This is a genomic window from Segatella copri (genome assembly GCF_026015465.1).
Lineage (GTDB): Bacteria > Bacteroidota > Bacteroidia > Bacteroidales > Bacteroidaceae > Prevotella > Prevotella copri_E.
Genome location: NZ_JAPDUQ010000002.1, coordinates 694,187 through 711,215 on the forward strand (window position 1 = coordinate 694,187; position 17,029 = coordinate 711,215).

At 48.2% G+C, this 17,029-nt stretch carries 14 protein-coding genes; 2 read left to right on the top strand and 12 right to left on the bottom strand.

All coding sequences use genetic code 11. The annotated features are described in order from the left end of the window. Positions 1-2 precede the first annotated feature (2 nt). Both ONT08_RS09985 and ONT08_RS09990 read left to right on the top strand, forming a co-directional pair. Positions 3-728, top strand: a complete 726-nt coding sequence (locus ONT08_RS09985) for a DUF5932 domain-containing protein (protein ID WP_264959834.1) — start codon at positions 3-5, stop codon at positions 726-728. 27 nt (positions 729-755) lie between these two features. Next, positions 756-1,343 (top strand): AbgT family transporter, encoded by a 588-nt coding sequence (locus tag ONT08_RS09990; RefSeq protein WP_118065064.1) that lies wholly within the window; start codon positions 756-758, stop codon positions 1,341-1,343. Positions 1,344-1,438: 95 nt separating this feature from the next. Here ONT08_RS09990 and ONT08_RS09995 read toward each other — a convergent pair whose 3' ends face one another. From ONT08_RS09995 to ONT08_RS10050, 12 genes are all read right to left on the bottom strand, one after another. Beyond that, positions 1,439-1,990: a DNA-binding protein gene (locus tag ONT08_RS09995; RefSeq protein ID WP_118065066.1), complete on the bottom strand. Its 552-nt coding sequence runs from the start codon at positions 1,988-1,990 to the stop codon at positions 1,439-1,441. A gap of 43 nt (positions 1,991-2,033) precedes the next feature. After that, positions 2,034-2,222 carry a hypothetical protein gene (locus tag ONT08_RS10000; RefSeq protein ID WP_119236943.1) on the bottom strand — a complete coding sequence of 63 codons (189 nt, stop codon included), beginning with the start codon at positions 2,220-2,222 and terminating at the stop codon, positions 2,034-2,036. A 256-nt stretch (positions 2,223-2,478) separates the two neighbouring features. After that, on the bottom strand, positions 2,479-2,700 hold the full coding sequence (locus ONT08_RS10005; protein WP_264959835.1) for a DUF4248 domain-containing protein: 222 nt from the start codon (positions 2,698-2,700) through the stop codon (positions 2,479-2,481). A gap of 16 nt (positions 2,701-2,716) precedes the next feature. Then, on the bottom strand, positions 2,717-3,733 hold the full coding sequence (locus tag ONT08_RS10010) for a CHC2 zinc finger domain-containing protein (protein WP_264959836.1): 1,017 nt from the start codon (positions 3,731-3,733) through the stop codon (positions 2,717-2,719). Next, positions 3,730-5,226, bottom strand: a complete 1,497-nt coding sequence (locus ONT08_RS10015; RefSeq protein ID WP_264959837.1) for a hypothetical protein — start codon at positions 5,224-5,226, stop codon at positions 3,730-3,732. Before ONT08_RS10015 ends, ONT08_RS10010 begins: the two co-directional genes overlap by 4 nt. A 290-nt stretch (positions 5,227-5,516) precedes the next feature. Next, entirely contained in the window at positions 5,517-5,870 is a 354-nt protein-coding gene (locus tag ONT08_RS10020; protein ID WP_117586209.1) for a hypothetical protein, read from the bottom strand. Between the two features lie 433 nt (positions 5,871-6,303). Beyond that, positions 6,304-7,497, bottom strand: coding sequence for a hypothetical protein (locus tag ONT08_RS10025; RefSeq protein ID WP_117586184.1), 1,194 nt, complete (start codon positions 7,495-7,497; stop codon positions 6,304-6,306). Positions 7,498-7,822: 325 nt separating this feature from the next. Next, positions 7,823-9,022 (bottom strand): hypothetical protein, encoded by a 1,200-nt coding sequence (locus tag ONT08_RS10030; protein ID WP_264959838.1) that lies wholly within the window; start codon positions 9,020-9,022, stop codon positions 7,823-7,825. Positions 9,023-9,058: 36 nt separating this feature from the next. Further along, a complete protein-coding gene (locus ONT08_RS10035) occupies positions 9,059-10,153 on the bottom strand; it encodes a 5-methylcytosine restriction system specificity protein McrC (RefSeq protein WP_264959839.1) in 1,095 nt (364 codons plus the stop codon). Between the two features lie 236 nt (positions 10,154-10,389). Continuing rightward, positions 10,390-12,156 carry an ATP-binding protein gene (locus ONT08_RS10040; protein WP_264959840.1) on the bottom strand — a complete coding sequence of 589 codons (1,767 nt, stop codon included), beginning with the start codon at positions 12,154-12,156 and terminating at the stop codon, positions 10,390-10,392. 411 nt (positions 12,157-12,567) lie between these two features. Further along, complete coding sequence (locus ONT08_RS10045; RefSeq protein ID WP_264959841.1) at positions 12,568-13,848, bottom strand: TolC family protein; 1,281 nt, start codon at positions 13,846-13,848, stop codon at positions 12,568-12,570. Between the two features lie 20 nt (positions 13,849-13,868). Then, entirely contained in the window at positions 13,869-17,027 is a 3,159-nt protein-coding gene (locus ONT08_RS10050) for an efflux RND transporter permease subunit (protein ID WP_264959842.1), read from the bottom strand. Positions 17,028-17,029: the final 2 nt, after the last annotated feature.

The window sequence follows — 17,029 nt, forward strand, 5'->3', positions numbered from 1 at the left end:
AAATGGAAAATTTTAAAGTCATCATAGTAGAAGACGTGCCCCTGGAACTGAAGGGCACAGAGGGTATCTTCAAGAATGATATTCCCGAGGCTGAAATCATCGGTACTGCCGAGAGCGAAATAGCCTATTGGAAACTCATCAAGCAGCAGTTGCCTGATCTGGTTCTGCTCGACCTCGGACTGGGCGATTCCACCACGGTAGGCGTAGAAATCTGCCGCCAGACCAAGGAGCAGTATCCTGACGTGAAGGTGCTCATCTTTACAGGAGAAATTCTGAACGAAAAACTCTGGGTAGATGTGCTCGATGCGGGCTGCGACGGCATCATTCTGAAGAGTGGCGAACTCCTTACGCGTGGCGATGTGGCGAGCTGCATGGGAGGTAAGAAACTGGTGTTCAACCAGCCTATCCTTCAGAAGATAGTAGACCGTTTCAAGCGGAGCGTAAACAGTCAGCTGATGCGTCAGGAGGCTCTGGTGAATTATGAGATTGATGAGTATGACGAGCGTTTCCTGCGCCATCTTGCGCTGGGTTACACCAAGGAGCAGATTACCAACCTGCGCGGAATGCCTTTCGGCGTAAAGAGTCTGGAGAAGCGACAGGCAGAACTGGTTCAGAAACTCTTCCCTGACGGCAACCACGGCATGGGCATCAACGCCACCCGCCTGGTGGTGAAAGCCTGCGAGCTCCGCATCCTCGATATCGACCATCTGCAGGCAGATGAAGAATAATTCGTTTCAATAAGCGCTTTTTAAAGAATGTATAAGAAAGTATTGGCCTATCTGGCATTATCGTTGGGAATAGCCGAAGTAGTGGTGATTCTGGTTTCGTGGCTGCTTACAGCTGCGATGCCCGAGTCGTTCACCCATTCGCTTACCAGCCCCGAGGGCATCCGCTGGTTTATGGGCCATTTTGTAGACCATCTCACCTCTGTATGGCTCGTATGGCTGGTGCTCATCAGCATCACCATCGGGGTGGTAAAGCAGAGTAGGGTGCTCCATTTCGACCATACCCAGTATCGCCAGCGCACGGCCTTGCGCCTGATGCTCATCGAGTTGTGCATCTCTGCGGGTATCATGCTGGCGCTCACCCTCTTGCCCCATGCCATTCTGCTGAATGCCGTAGGAACCCTCTTTCCGGGTCCGTTCACGCATAGTCTCATTCCGTACATCTGTTTCTCGGTCATGGTGATGGGCATGAGTTACGGCATCATGAGCGAGAGCATCAAGGGCATCAGTCAGGTTTATGATGCGATGAATCAAGGCATCCGCCTCCTGTCGCCCTGCTTTCTTTTCTACATTCTCGTGATGCAGCTCTATACATCCATCCTCTATGTAATGGAGTAAGATAAAAGCCCCCGATGCTCGTTTCCTTGCATCAGGGGCTCTTTTCTTATTGTGGTAAAATCAGGGATTCCTGTTCGGTTTTTCGGGGAGTTCGCTTACTCCAAACCGTCTCCCTCATTACCGCCGGTGGTTCCGCCGCCTTCAGTATTTCCGCCGCCCTGGGTGTTATCCGAACCGCCGCCACCTGGGTTATTGTCTGGGTCTTCCACATCGCCCTTATCGTCGGAAGTAACGTTTTTCACCACCTTGCCGTTGCGGTCGTAACAGGTAATCTGGATGGAGGTTTCCTGCAGCTCGCGCTTGATGTCAACGCTTGGAGTGAAGATAACACGGCGGTTGGTAATCAGACTGGTAGCCACTTCGCCTACGGTAGGCACACTCTTGGCTCTTACGCCGAATCGCATGGTTCCCAATCCCGGAACGGCTACGGAATGGCCTTCGGTACACCACGCCTTGATAACCTCGCCTGCTGCATCCCAGCAAACCTGCATCACGCCCACGCTAACGCCGCTTCTGATGGCAGCCTCCTTGATAACCTTGCTCTCTGAGAGCTTGTTGTAAAGTTCGGTACCGAGGATGAATCTGTACTGACCCTTCATTTCGCCTACTTGGATAAGGGTCTCCTTTGCTTTCAAATTAATTGCCATAATCTTCTGAATTTTAAATTGTTATAAACTATCAACTCTAAAACTACCTGATGGTGATGGTTGGCACGTAGTAAGTAGAATCTACTTTGGTGGAGATGTTGTTCTCCTGATGTTGCCGCTGGTTCTTTCCGATTACGAGTCCTGCCGTGCAGGAGCTGGATAGGAAGGTGACGATGGCTGAGCAAATCGCCACGATGAGATACCGGATGAATGCCTTCATGCTCTGGTTCATGATTTTTTCTGCCCCCTGTTAAGTTTCGCTTTTTCCTCTTTCCTCAGATTTCTCTTAGAAGAAGTACTTTGCGAAACGACTCGTTTCGAGGCTTGGAGTCTTGTTTTCATTACTTTTTTATTTTCCCAATTAGGGAGATTTTTTTCTCCAACTGGGCAAGTGATTTTGCGCGCTTTCTGAATCACGATGCAAAGATACGAAATCCCGATTTATCAGGTGTGCGATAGCGTGCGATACCATGCGATAGCGGAACATTTTATTCTGGTTCCCCGAGGTTATCGATAATAGCCTTTACCTGCTTGGGTGTGAACGACTTGCAAGTCTTTTCATACCCCATCTCCTGCAATTCATCCCAGAGCGGTTGGCATCGCCGAATCCAACTCATGAGATGATTCACGGCCGTGCGTGGCATACTCTCAGGAAAGTACATCAGCCCCAGTTCCTTCTTCGTATACGTGCGGTTTATAAAATCTTCCATAATCTTAATTTTTTAATCATTTGTTCTTCGGCTCCCTGCTCCCGGAAGGTGCAGCCCCTAAAAGATAGTATTCGCTGAAATCCTTGCAGCCCGGTGGCAACTGGTGGTGAACCAGCTGGGGGAGCATCTCCCTGAGTTGCATGAAGAGGCTTTCGCCCGGTACATCCTGATCAGGAAACATGTGGAATTCCACCTGATACAGTCTTCCGATATCCGTCAGCACCTGCTTATCCTCAGGTTTGAGAAGCGTGGCAGAAGGGATGGCAATCGCCTTATGTCCGGCAGAAAGCATCGCCCAGCAATCGCTACATCCCTCCGTAATAAACAGCCTTTCGCCCGGTTTCAGTCTCTTCACAACCGGCAGGTTATAGATGCTGCATCTTGCGCCGTAAGGGAACCGGAAGCGGGGAGCATCCTGCTCCTTCTTGTAATCCAGGTTCCGGTTCTGAATACCTATAAGCCGCCCATCGGTATCGAAGTAAGGAATCTGCAGCCAGTTGATGCCCTTCTTATCCGTCCATGAAGTCAGTCTACACCAGTTCACCACTCTCCAGTCAATCTTCCTCTCCTCGAAGAGAAATCTCCGAGCTGCCTGGTTGAGCCAGGGATGTTCGAAGAATCTAGCATACCTGCTTGCATCGAAGGAAGATTTCCCCGAATTATTACCCGAAGAAGAACTACCAGACGAAGAGCCTGAAGAAACCCCTCTGCCCGAAGAGCCCCCTAAGGAAGAGCTTTTCTCCGAAGAAGAATCCTCCTCCAGCTGAATCTGATGTTCCCCAGCGAGCCATCGGCAAGCCGCCGGAAAATCCTTCCCCAGGTATCGCATCACCAGGTCGATGGTGCCGATGGAGTTTCTCATGCATACATAGCATCTGCAGCTGTTCTTGGTCTTGCTGAACGTGAGGCTGGCGTGGTGGTCGTCATGGAAGGGGCAGAGCGCCTTATGGTGCTCCACCTTCATCCCCATCTGTTTCGCGACCTTCTCTATCGGAAGTTCGCGCAGTTTCTGAATCTCATATTTCTCCATCATTTCTGTTTCCCTTTCTTTTTCTTGGCATCAGCAGCCATCTCCTTCTGCCCGTCACCAGTAGCCTCTTTCTGCCCAGCAGCCTCTTTCTGCCCAGCAGCCTCTTTCTTCTTTCTGCCTCCAGTCATCAGCGAGCCGCCACTCTTGCCCCCGTTCCGAGCGATTCCATCGCTCGTCCCGCTTCCAGTCAAGTACTCCTCAGTCTTAGTATAAAGCCCCGTTTCTGCCGAAAAGGTGATAAACTTGCGAAACACCCATTTTCTGATTTGCCCCTTCGTGCCATCTTTCGATTTCCCCAGCTGCAAGCGGAGCGATTCCAGCTGCGCCTCGTTGAAAGGGTTTGGCAGGTCGTCAAGCAGGTTCTTAGGTCCTCTTCGCTGTGCCTCGCTTACCGAGTCAGCATCCTGGTTCAGCAGGTCGGCGAATAGCTGCATCTTGCTCCAGATATCGTGATAAACCAGCCACTCCACAAGTTCCCCCATCGCCTTCGTCCATGTCTGGTCGTTCAGCACCCAGAGCAGGCAGCCCGCCTTCCATGCCGACACGATGGAGCGCTTCGAGATATCCCACAGCACATCATCATCCGTCAAGTCAGCAAGCGTAGCCATATCTGCCGCCAGACGGTCGGTAAGCGAGTTCAGAGGCTTGATGATAAACCGTCCCTTACAGATGCTGAGTTTCACCAGATACTCATCCAGCTTTTCAAAGAAACCGGCATCATATTCACCCTGTCTTGGGATCTTTCCCACTCGCGCCTGGCGCGCCTTATAAGAGAATACCATTCGGCCGAAAGTACCATTGAAGAGCTCGTTCTTGTAAAACTTGCGGGCTGCAAATGGGGTAGAAGAGAGCGTGAGATTGGCGCGCAGAACCGGATTACCTGTTATGCCGTCTGCCGTTGCTCTCAGAGCTCCGGCTCGCTGGCGGTCGTAGATATTGCGCAGCATCTGAGATATCTGCTTATGTCCGCCACACATCCGGTCCGCCATCTCCACCTCGGGCAGATTGAGGTATTGCGTTCTCTCGCCCAACTTCTCGCATCCCATGGCATTCTGGATGAAGGCGGCGTTGGTGACATCTGAGGGTGGAAACCAAAAACTCACATCCGGGCGTGCCGGTTTCTCCTTGTTGGCAGACTTCGTTTTCATCTGTCTCTGCCATTCCACAAGCTTATCAAGTTCCTTCTCATCATGTTCACGGAAGTTGTGACAGATAGCTTCCACGATGTTGGACAGTTGTCCCTTATTACAGCCCGAATCGGCCACGAGATTGGCCATCATACCACATAATTCCTTCCAACTGAGGTCGGGATATTGAAATTTCGCCTCACTTACCTGCGCTCCGAGTATCGGAAAGAGCATCGGAACTAAGGGCTCATGCATGTCTTTTGATACCTGAGAGAGCAAAAGTTGCACACATTCGGTGCCTTTTCCCAACTTTGGCATCGTCGGAGCGGTTGAAATTGTGATATTATACTTCAAATTTTTTGTCTTCATTTCTTCTTAATTTATTGATTATGAGCTTTTTAGAGAGAAGTGGAGTTGGATGGAGCGTTCCAGTTCCAGTTGTTCCAATTAATTTTTTGAGCGTTCCATTCCACCTTCTTATATATATAACTATCTATATATTAAGTAGTTATAGAGTCTCTATAAAGAGATATTGTCCTATGAAAACCTATTTGGAACAACTGGAACAACTGGAACGCTTGCCCGAAAATCACTTCTGTTTTGAGTCTGTTACCAGCCTCCCCGAAGTCCCCATTTCCTCTAGAAAGCCTCAACTCCGTTTATCTGTCATCACTCTTGCCGCTAATGATGCGCAGCTCGTCGGCGGCACCCTGGCAGAAGTCCTGGAAGGTGAAGTGCTCTGAGAACTGCGGGCGGTTGAAGGTAGGGTAGAGCGTACCGTCTTTCTTCCGGTTCACGTTGATGTACGTTCCTTCATACACGTGCGGATTTCTCTGTACCACCTTATCCTTCTTCTTCTCGGAGTCATTCTGCACGAATGTGAAGTGATCTTCGCCGTCGTGCGTGATGGCTCCATCCAGATACTCGCCAACGGCCATGCGCCCTGGCTCCTTAGTCATCAACTTGAGGTCGATACCCAATTCTGTGTTTGGGTAGAAAATCATTTTAGACATAATTGTCGTCTTTCCGGTTATTCCCTCCGTTTCGATGAGAGGGGACCTTCATTCCGCATCAGCCAAATTCGAAACAGGCTTCGGTCTTCGCTTGCCCAGGTCTGATGTGGTTTGGTGCTGCAAAGGTCGGGATTTTGGGAGAGATAACCAAGAAAAAAAGTAGATAGAAGTGAACAGAATAATATTTACATTTTTCGAATTATAGATGTTTATCTAAGTTAAAAAGTAGATTACAAGAATGCAAAGTAGATTATAAGAAACAGAAAAGTAGATTAGGAGGTTACCGGGAATCTACTTTTCTCACAAAGTAAATCTGTTTTTCTTGGAAAGTAGATTACCATTTGAAAAACAAACAAAAAAAAGTGTATCAGCCATTAATCTGATACACTTTTTATGAGTTTCGAGTCATTTCGCTCATAATTAAATCTACTTTTTAAGCACTAAAATCCATCAGTTCAGCATTATTGCTATTTGCAAAAATTACATTGATACCTGCCGTAAAATCTTTTACCATTTTTGAGTTCTTGTCATATCCCAGGCTATGCTTGTTTACTGCAGCATATTTTACGGGTTTGTAGATTCCGTTGTAATGTTCCAGGAAGTAATCTACAGCCTGTTTCACATTCTCAGGCAAGGCCCATTGACAGAAAATATATTCATACATTCCCATCAGTTTATGCTTGAATCTTGCTGGCAGCAGTTCATCGAAGTGGCTTATTACATATCTGATTTTCTTTATGGTTTTCGGATTATTGCCCCAAAGCACTTTCTCTTTAATGGTAATATCATCATTTTCTGTCACAGCTTCGATAAGGCAAAGATGATCCATAGAAGCGCAGTTCTGCTTATGGAATTCTCCTTGTGCAAATCCTTCCTCCGAAGCATATTGCTGGTATGCATGATAAGCTGGAGTTGTAGCCTTGAGATATTCTATTGTATCTTCGGAGATAAGCATAATCCAATTTTCCATACGTTTATATGCATTCTGTCTGTATTTATCCAATATGCATTTGCTCTTAATGGGGTCTTTGCGTATATCCCGTTCCTCTTCTAATATTTCTGTGCAGATATCCATGCATTCCTTTTCAGCCTTGAAGAATTTTATCATCTCGTTATACAGCCCCTGTACTTCTGCCGGAAAACTATCGAGTTTAAACAAATCTGCCTCATAAATTTCATCTCCTAGTAATGATGCATCGATTACCGATTTGGGCAAAATCTTGTAGGTCTCACATTCTTGAACCGTAGGATGCTTTCTTGGGCAGAATTTCTTGAGAATGATTTTCAGAGGGGACAGATGGCTTCTGATATGTCTTAGAACTTCGCTTACAGAATTATAGTAGTTATTGTGGTCCGTAGCAAATTGATTGTTGAAAGTGGGTTCAAATTTTTTCAGTCGTTCCAGTTCTTTTTCCATTTTTTCGCGGGCTTGAGCTATGAATTCTGAAAGCTTTTCTATTTCGTCTAGGTCCTTGTGCTTCATTTCGAGTGCACAAGTGAGGCGATTTGCTCCATTCTTTTCAAAATTAGAGACTATGTCCTTTATCTGATTCAGTCGGTCTAGTGTAGGCTCGATATCAGTACGGTAATATGCCTGAAGACATTTTTCTTTCTGATCTGCTTTCATATATTAATATTAATTATCTTTTAGTTTTGATGCAAAAATACAAATAAAAAAATGAATTCAGCACAAAAACTCTAGAATATTTTTAAATTTCACAGAATTTAATGTATAAATAGCAATTTGATGCAATATTTTTTCGTATTCAACCAAGCTTTTTATTGTAGTAAACAGAATATCCGTTTCCCTCTCGCCTCCGTTCCAAGCAGTTCCCCCTCTCGCCTCCGTTCCAAGCAGTTCCCCCTCTCGCCTCCGTTCCAAGCGATTCCATCGCTTGTCCCTTATCCCTTCTCCCTCCACCCAGCCTCCTCTCCAAGCGCCTCCATTTTCCCTATCTCCCTTCCGCAATCCTTTCCGCCATCACATTCAGTTCCAGGCATTGTTCCCTAGTAATAGTCTTTTTCTCCATATGATACTCCCAAGGGCTAATCTGAAGCAGCAGCCCCTCAGAGCAGGCATAAAAGCTCTCACCGCAAGGCTTATACAACCTCGGGAAACCATTCTCCCTCAAGAGCACGATACGATACCCCCGGTTCATTGCCTCGCGCAAAACCTCCTTCTCCTTAGTCGAGATAGCAGCACTCACCAGCACGCCCCCACGTTCTCCGCAAGCCAGCCATTCCCTGCGCAAGCGAGCCAAATCCCCCTCAGAATACCGGCGATGTACAACGACCGCCACCTTATCAGGAATATCGAGCAAGAAACAGTTTCCCACCATCTGGCATTTGCGTCCCGCCACCTCTTTATTCTGCATCACGGTAAAAAGTCCGGGGTTCAACCTCTTCACCATCAGTCTTCTCGGGTTATCATCCAAGTATTTCTTCCATCCCTCCAGTTGTCTCTCATGTAGCAGAACCTTGTCATTATACCCCAATTCAAAGAGCCCCTTCCTTGGTGCCGTATTCATCCCATAAATTCTCCAGTAAGCCTTGTTGCATCCCATCTTAAACCCCTTTATCACCATTCCCAGCGAACCCATCTCTTTCTCTCTTTTCGCCGTCATCCCAATCGAGCCCGCCTCATTCTCTCCAATTTGAGCCTGGTTAGCCCCTCCAGCCAGAGCCAAGTTAGCCCCTTCCGTTTGAGCCTGGTTAGCTCCTTTAGTTTGAGCTAAGTTAGCTTCTTTGGTCAGAGCCGAAGCCTGTCCCCCTCGAGCCTCCGTTCCAAGCGATTCCATCGCTTGTCCCCCTCTCAAGTCCTCCTTCACCCTCACAATCAGGTGAATATGATCAGGCATGATGCAAACCCTCCAAACCTCCACCTGGGGGTAATATTTATGAATCTTCGGAATCTCCTCCTTCGCGATGGCAATCCCCAGTTCAGAAAGCATCACTTTCGGCGCATCACCATCCCCAGGACGGGCATCCACCCGTCCCCACAGTTTCCCCAGCAGAGGCATGCGTCCCTCCACCACAAGCGTCAGCATATAAGTACCCCTTCCATGGTAATCATGCCATAGACTTCTGCGTTTCATGGAGTGCTGGGTTTCATGCACCCTCAATCCTCTTGCTATAACTTCATCTCTATCCATAATAAAATAAGTAAGCTTGTCCTTCATCGCCAATCTTCACCATTCATCCCTGCCTTCACCCTTCACAATCGCCTTCACCCGTTCCTCTATTTTCCTCCAAGGTTGCCCCAGGTTTACCGTCCTCACAAAGATGCGATGCCCCGTCTCCTTATACCTATAAGAAAAGTCGAAATCCTCATCCACGGTAGGGTAGACCAAAGCTCCGCAAGCATTCAGAGTATGCGGCTTGCTCCGGTCTTCCTGGTTCATCACGTAAGAAAGAATCTGCGAGAGATGATCCCTGCGAACCTTCTCCCTGCCACCAAACTTCGAAACCAGCGCCTCGCGGTAGAACTTGGCATCAAGAATAAGCTTCTCCTGCGTATTCGGATTGAAAAGCGTCACGTCGGTTTCCATCATCGGCAGAGCCTCGCCAGCCTCCTTAAACATCATCCCGAAAGGTGAAAGTTGGAAATCAATATATTCCCGATGCACCTCAGGATACTCATCCCGGCAATTCAGTTTGCAGAAATTCATGAGGAATCGCTCAAAGATGCAGTTCATCCGAAACTCATCCTCCGTGAAATCAAAAAACTCCAGTCTGCCATCCTTATCCTTGCAGGGAAGGGTAGAGTCCCAAATCAACCGGCAGATATTAAGAACCAGCGAATACCCCCAGCAAAACCTATGCTGAAGAAGCCGCCCCAGCAAACCTTCAGTAACCCGAATCTCCTCAATATGAGGAAATCTTGCCAAAGTCTTTCGCAACCTGGCTCTGATGTCCTCATCAATACCCTCTATCCTCATCAGTCTCTTCAAGGTAGAAAAGATAACTCGGTTGATAACTACATCCTGCGTAAGCTCATCTACCTGGCAGATGGTTCTGTCGTTCAGATGCTTACCGCTTTTCAAAGTCTCAGCAAGATTCAGCTTGCCACGAACGCCATCCACCTCCTGCTCCTCAAACCGATATTCTCTCAAAAGTCCTTGGCGCAAAAGCCTATCGCAGGCGTTGAGCAAAACCATGGACAATAGGTTCTCCAGCGAATGGCATTTCTCGCCATCCACCTTTACCTTGTCAAGCTGGTCGCTTACGCCCCAGGCATAACAGAGCAGATAATACAGATTTTCAATTGGAATTTTCTGTTGCATTTCTGAACTTCAGTTTGTTGCAGATTAACTCATATTTATCCTCATCATCGAAGCAGATTTCACGAAGATACGGAAACAATTCATACTCACAGATATCGCTCCACCAGACAGAAAAATCTTCACAACCCTCTGCCTGACAGAAATAACTGTGCCCGATTTCCAGCCCTCGGTCGATGGTAGAAATTACCTCGTTGGCAGATTTTACATAGCCCTTTCTCTCTTTTATTTCGCTCTATTTATTCTACCTCCTCGCACATCGCCATCTCTGCTCCCCGGTAAATCACGACGAGCTGATGAAGTTTCGTGGTTTTTACTGATTCGCGCACGATGTCGCTATCGGCGTAGCGCCTTATCTGAGCAGAGGCTTCCTCGAAGAGATGGTTCAACTGCACATCGCTGGTGCCCGGCTTACAATATTTCAGCTCCACGATGTAGGAATCTTCCATGTCCTTATAAATGTCGCAGAGGGGTAGGAGGAATATGTCGGCATAACCGCCATCGTTGTCCAGTTCCGAGATTGGACGGTAGAACTTGCATTGGCTCGTCATCGCCAGGGTGAAACCATGAACGTAGGCCTCGCCCTTCTGCTTGTCGCGCTGGGAAGAGAAGCGCTTCAGGCAATCGGCTATGTAGGCGAAGTAGGGCTTGAATGCGCCTTCGTAGGCAAGCTTGCTCTCCAGTTGGGTCTTGTCGTATTGCTCAAAGGTGAGGTCGTTCTCCTTGTAGGTATCCAGCAGATAGGTGTACATCTGGTCTCGTACCACCTCGTTGGGAACAACAAAGCGGGTGTTGCCCTGGTAGGTGCCGCCTATCGTTACCATGCCGAAATAAAAGAGCAGACTCAGGAAATTGTCAGGATCGTTGATGCGCTCGGCGGGGAAATTCTCCATCAGGGTTCCCGTGGTGTATCCCTTGGTTACAATATCCTGTATGATGCTGGCATCGTGGGAAAACTCCTTGTCGTGGCGGATGAGCATGCGAATCTTGTCGTAATCGATGCGGATGTTGGTTTCCAACATGCTATCAGGAATATCATAATCGTTGCGAATGTAATTGTCCACAAAATTGAGCACCATCACGGAGTTGTACATGGTTGTCTTGCCATATCTTCTGATGCTGAAACAATAATTATCATACCATGGTTTCATCACTTCTATAAGCTCATCCACGCTATGGCGGAATGGCAGCACGCTAGAGTAATAAGCCAGCATTTCACGTACTTCATCCTCGGTAAATCCTACCATCTCGTTGAACTCAGGAGATAGGGAATAGTTGGTTCCAATGTTGAAACCGCTGGTCAGATCATCCATGGTTACGGGGCTTACTCCTGTAACGAAGACTCTACCCAACGAATCTCCTGCAGCTCCCTTGATTGTGTCGAAGAAATGGCGCAAATATCCCTCGCCGTGAGTCTGCTCGCGGTATCGGGTTTCATGCTCTTTGTGGGCAAGAATCTGATTGCTAAAATGATCGTACTCATCGATGAAGAGATAAATCTTCAAGCCTGTTTCAGCACATTTGTCGCATAGAAATCCCAATTGGGCAACGGCATCTTCCTTCTGGTTCATCTCTTCCTTTATGCCCGGTGGCAATAGGTGGGCGTATCTGCTGCAGAAGGAATTGAACTTGTTGTTGCAATGGGCATCAAGTCCCTTTTTATAATTATCCAATCCTGCTGAAATCATGGCAAAATTCAGATGCAGGATAAGATAACTGTTGCGTTCGGGGGTAGGATTTTCTCCGATGTAAAGTTTTCCGAAGAGGCTTTCGAACTGATCTTTCTTATTGATGTCGTAATAGTTTTCGAGCATGGAGATTGTAAGGCTCTTTCCGAAACGGCGAGGGCGTATGAAGAAGAAATATTTGTTTGATTCTTCTATATTCTCAATGAAAGGAGTCTTGTCAACAAAGTAGCAATCTTCCTTGATAACATCCTCGAAATTCTGCATTCCATAAGGGATGCGCTTGCGATAGATTCGCTTTTGTCTTTCTGTTTTTGCCATAATCGAAACCAACTTTTTGTTTTTATGCCGCAAAGTTAAGATTATTATTTGGAATAAGCAAAGTTTTTTGAGCATTTTTCTTGGTGGTTTATCAAAAATTTGTGGTTTTGTGCAGGAAAACTGAAGGAATCTGAATATCATGTAAAGGGAGAATTTTGAAATGAAGAAAATGACAATTATCGAAATGTAATCATGTGTGGCTGATAACGGAAAAATTTCCTCCTTTTTTACTTTCCTCTTTTTTAATTCTAACCGGTATTATGGTAAATAGGCGTTATAAGATAAAAAAAGAGGTGAAATTTGGAGCCTGAAAATGGAACCGGTTCACCCCTTTCTGATCATTTCTTACTTTCTGCCTGTTCTGAGATAAATTCTCATTTCAATCAAAAAGAAAAATCTCAGAACAGAATCTTACATGATGCCCGTGAGCCGCTGGATGGCGATGACTGCCTGGTTGTATTCATTAATCGCATCAGCATGCTTCATCAGAACATCTATGGTTTCCTCGATGGCATTCACATATTCAATATACGAAATTTCGCCATTTTCATATTCTATCGCACTCAACTTCGAAATTTGCGCAGAATGTGCCTGGTTGTTCTGCTCGTAATATTTCAGACGGTTGGATGCTGCCTGCAGGCGCTTCGTACAGAGACGGTAATCGCGCTCTTTTTCTGTCTGCTCCTGGCGCATTTCGATTTCAGCCAATTCGCGGTCTTTCTGGGCTGCCTTGACCTTTGCCTTCGTAGAACCATAAAATAAAGGAATGCCTACGCCAATCTCGAAACCGAAGAAATTGCCCTCGGCAAATCTTGAACGGTCTATGTTGTATGGATTCCAACTGGAAATGACACATTGGGTGCGCAAAGATAAGGATAAACTCGGAGCAAAACCCGTCTTGGCTGCCTTGATTTCCTTATCGAGAGCGATGAGCTTATCCTGCTGGTAAAGACCGTCGGCAGACTGCTGATAATTATAGGTATTGAGATTCTGGGCTGCGATGGCCGAGAGATTCTCTTCTGCCGGTTTTACGGGCTCCTGCGTGTTGAGCTGCGACATGAGGTCGATTTGCAGGCGCTCGATTTCGCTCTTCACATCAGCCATTTCCAAGCGGTTTTCGTTGCATTTACGGTCGGCAGAGAGATATTCCAGCTGGCGGCTCTCTCCTGCCTTGTAACGCATTTCTGCTATCTTGCTGTAACGCTCTAATACTGAGTCGATTCGCTGTAATATCTGAAGTCTGTGAGCCTGATAAAGCATCTGATAATAGGTGTTGGCGATTTCAGCCTTCAGTTGCTGGCTTACCACATTCAAGCGGCTCTTTTCTGCCTGGGTTTCAGCCTTGAGCTGGTTGCGGCGCGAGGCATAGACGGTAGGAAAATCGAGGCTCTGGGTGAAGGTAAATCCGTTGTCCGATTCGCCTCCCGTGGCAGGGTTTTGCGAGAAGGCAACCTCGGTTTTATCCAGCTCCCAAGCCGTGCCTTGCATTACCTGCGCACGTTCTACCGACTTCTTTCCAGCCTGCATCTGAAGGTTCTGTCGGGCAGCTAAATCGAAACATTCCTGCAGGGTTACTTTCCTGCCCGCAATATGAGCATCAAAATGCTGGGCTCCTGCTGGGGATGGCAGCAGGAGAAGGATGGCGGCAAAACAAGCCACCACCCTATTTTCTGTTATCTTTTTTCTGTTCATTATTTTCATATCTTGAAATCTTACTTTTTCGTAAACATCTTGTAGATGGCTGGCAGAACCAGGAGCGTGAGGAGCGTGCTGGTAATGAGACCGCCAATCACAACCGTGGCAAGAGGACGCTGGACTTCGGCTCCATCGCCATGGGATAATGCCATCGGGAGGAAGCCCATAGAGGCTACCAGAGCCGTCATCAGAACCGGACGGAGACGAATCATGCAACTGTCAATAATTCTTTTCTGAATAACAGCCGCCAAACTTGCGCCATTCTCCTCAGGAACCGCAGCCGCCTGCTTCTGCATCTGGTTCATCTGACCTATCAGCACGATGCCGTTGAGAACCGCCACACCAAAGAGGGCGATGAAACCTACGCCCGCCGAAATGCTGAAAGGCATTCCGCGCAACCAGAGCGCCCAGACGCCACCTATCGCAGCAAGCGGAATGGTGGAGAACACGAAGAGTGATTCGCGCAGATTCTTGACCGTGGCATAGAGCAGCAGCAGAATGATGATGAGCGCTACCGGAACCACGATAAGCAGGCGCTGGGTGGCACTCTGAAGATTTTCAAACTCGCCACCATAATTATAATAGTAGCCCTCAGGCAGCTTCAGTTTCTCATCAAGAAGGGACTGAATATCCTTCACGGTACTCTGCACGTCCCTACCCTTCACGTTGAAACCTACGTAGATGCGGCGGGCGCCATTCTCATGAGAAACCTGAGCCGGAGCCGGTTCGTAAACCACATCAGCCAACTGGGAAAGCGGAATGCTCTCGCCACCAGCCAGCGGAATACGGAGCGACTGGAGCGACTGGAAGTTGCGCTCCTTAGGGTCAAGACGCAGAACGATATTAAATTTTTTATCACCTTCGTAAACGGACCCAGCCGTGGCGCCTGCAAAGGTAGTTTCAAGAATGCGGTTGATTTCGTCAACATTTACCCCATAAGCCGCCATGCGTTCATGGTTGTATTTTACCTGAATCTGAGTCAGTCCCGATACCTCTTCAACGAAGATTCCGCTCACGCCCGGCACATTCCTGATCATTCTGGAAACCTTATCAGCTTGCTGGGTAAGCACATCGAGATTGTCGCCAAAGATCTTAATCGCCACATCTTGCTTGATGCCCGTAAGCAACTCGTTGTTGCGCATCTGGATAGGCTGCGAAATCTCAGCCTCCAAGCCCGGAATCGTCTTCAGGGTTTCTTCCATCTTCTCCATCAGTTCGGCGGTAGTTTCAGCCGAAGTCCACTCGGCTTTCGGCTTGAGCGCCACCATGATGTCGGCCCTTTCCACAGGCATCGGGTCGGTAGGAATCTCGGCGCTACCTATGCGGCTCACCACCTGCTTGATTTCAGGATATTCAGCCTTCAGAAGTTTCTCCGCCTTGGAGCAACTCTCTACCATCTGCGAGAGCGAAGTGCCCTGCGACATGGTCATTTCTACCGCAAAATCGCCCTCTTCCAGGCTCGGAATGAATTCTCCACCCAGAAAATGGAAGGCTACGGCACTCATGCAGAAGAGCGAAACGGCGCCGGTAATCACATCCTTATATCGCGCCAAGACCCATTCCAGAACCGGTCGGTACCAGCCCTGCAGTTTCTCTATCATCCTATCGCTGAAGGTTTTATGCACATGTCCCTTCTTGCTCAGGAAGAGCGCACTTGCCATCGGAACATAGGTGAGCGAGAGGATGAAGGCCCCCAGAATGGCGAAGAAAACGGTAAGCGCCATCGGACGGAACATCTTGCCCTCGATGCCCACAAGCGTCATCAGCGGAATGTAAACTATCATGATGATGATTTCGCCAAATGCCGCACTCTTGCGGATGCGCGAAGCGGAATCATGAACCTCCTCATCCATCTCTGCCTGGGAAAAACGGATGGGAGTATCGGAAGAATTTCTCGCCCTCCGCTCAATACTCTTCACGCCCAGATGGGCCACAACAGCCTCTACGATAATGACGGCTGAATCGACTATCATACCGAAATCGATGGCTCCGAGCGACATCAGATTGCCGTCGATTCCGAAGGTCTTCATCATGCCGAAAGCAAAGAGCATGCTGAGCGGAATGACACTCGCCACAACCAGTCCGGCCCGCCAGTTGCCCAGGAAGATAACCAGCACGAAGATGACGATGAGTCCGCCCTCAATCAGGTTTCGGGCAATGGTTCCCTCTACACGGTCAACCAGGTTGGTTCGGTCGATAAACGGTTCGATAACCACGCCCTCGGGCAGAGATTTCTGAATCTGCTCTATGCGCAACTTCACATTCCTGATAACCTCCTGAAAGTTTTCGCCCTTCAGCATGATGGCTATTCCGGCAACCACTTCGCCCTCGCCATTTCGGGTAACGGCTCCGAAACGGGTGGCGTGACCCAGCTGAACCTTCGCCACATCACCTATCTTAACAGGAGTGCCGTTAACGGTTTTGACGGAGATGTTTGCCACATCTTCCAGACTCTTCACCACGCCTATGCCGCGGATGAAATACTGGTTGGAATTTTCCTCTATGTAACTTCCGCCCGTGTTGGCATTATTCTTTTCGAGCGCATCAAACACCTCGCTCACGGTAAGATTGCTGGCGTTGAGCTTATCCGTATTGATGGCCACTTCGTATTGCTTCACGTAGCCTCCCCAGCCGCTCACTTCCGCCACGCCCGGGGTTCCCGAGAGTTGCTTTCTCACAATCCAGTCTTGGATGGTTCGCAGCTGGGTAAGCGAATATTTGTGCTCGTAACCTTTCTCGGCACGCACGGTATAATGGTAAATCTCGCCTAGTCCGGTAGCAATCGGTCCCATCTCTGTTTCCGTATTCTTGGGCAAATCTTTCTCCACCTGGGGCAGCATCTGGCTTATCTGCGAACGAGCCCAGTAGATGTCGGCATCATCATCAAAAACGAGGGTGATGACCGAGAGTCCGCTTCGCGAGATGCTTCTCCGCTCCTTGAGTTCGGGGATGTTGGCAAGCGCCATTTCCACCGGAGTAGTAACGTATTGCTCCACCTCCTGCGCTCCGAGCGAAGGCGCCTGGGTGATGACCTGAACCTGATTGTCGGTAATATCTGGTGTGGAATCGAAAGGAAGATGGATGAGCGAAACGATGCCCCAGATGATAAGGGCTATCGTGAAAACACCCACCACCAGCTTGTGGCGGATGGAGTAAGTAATCAGTTTCTGAAACATAA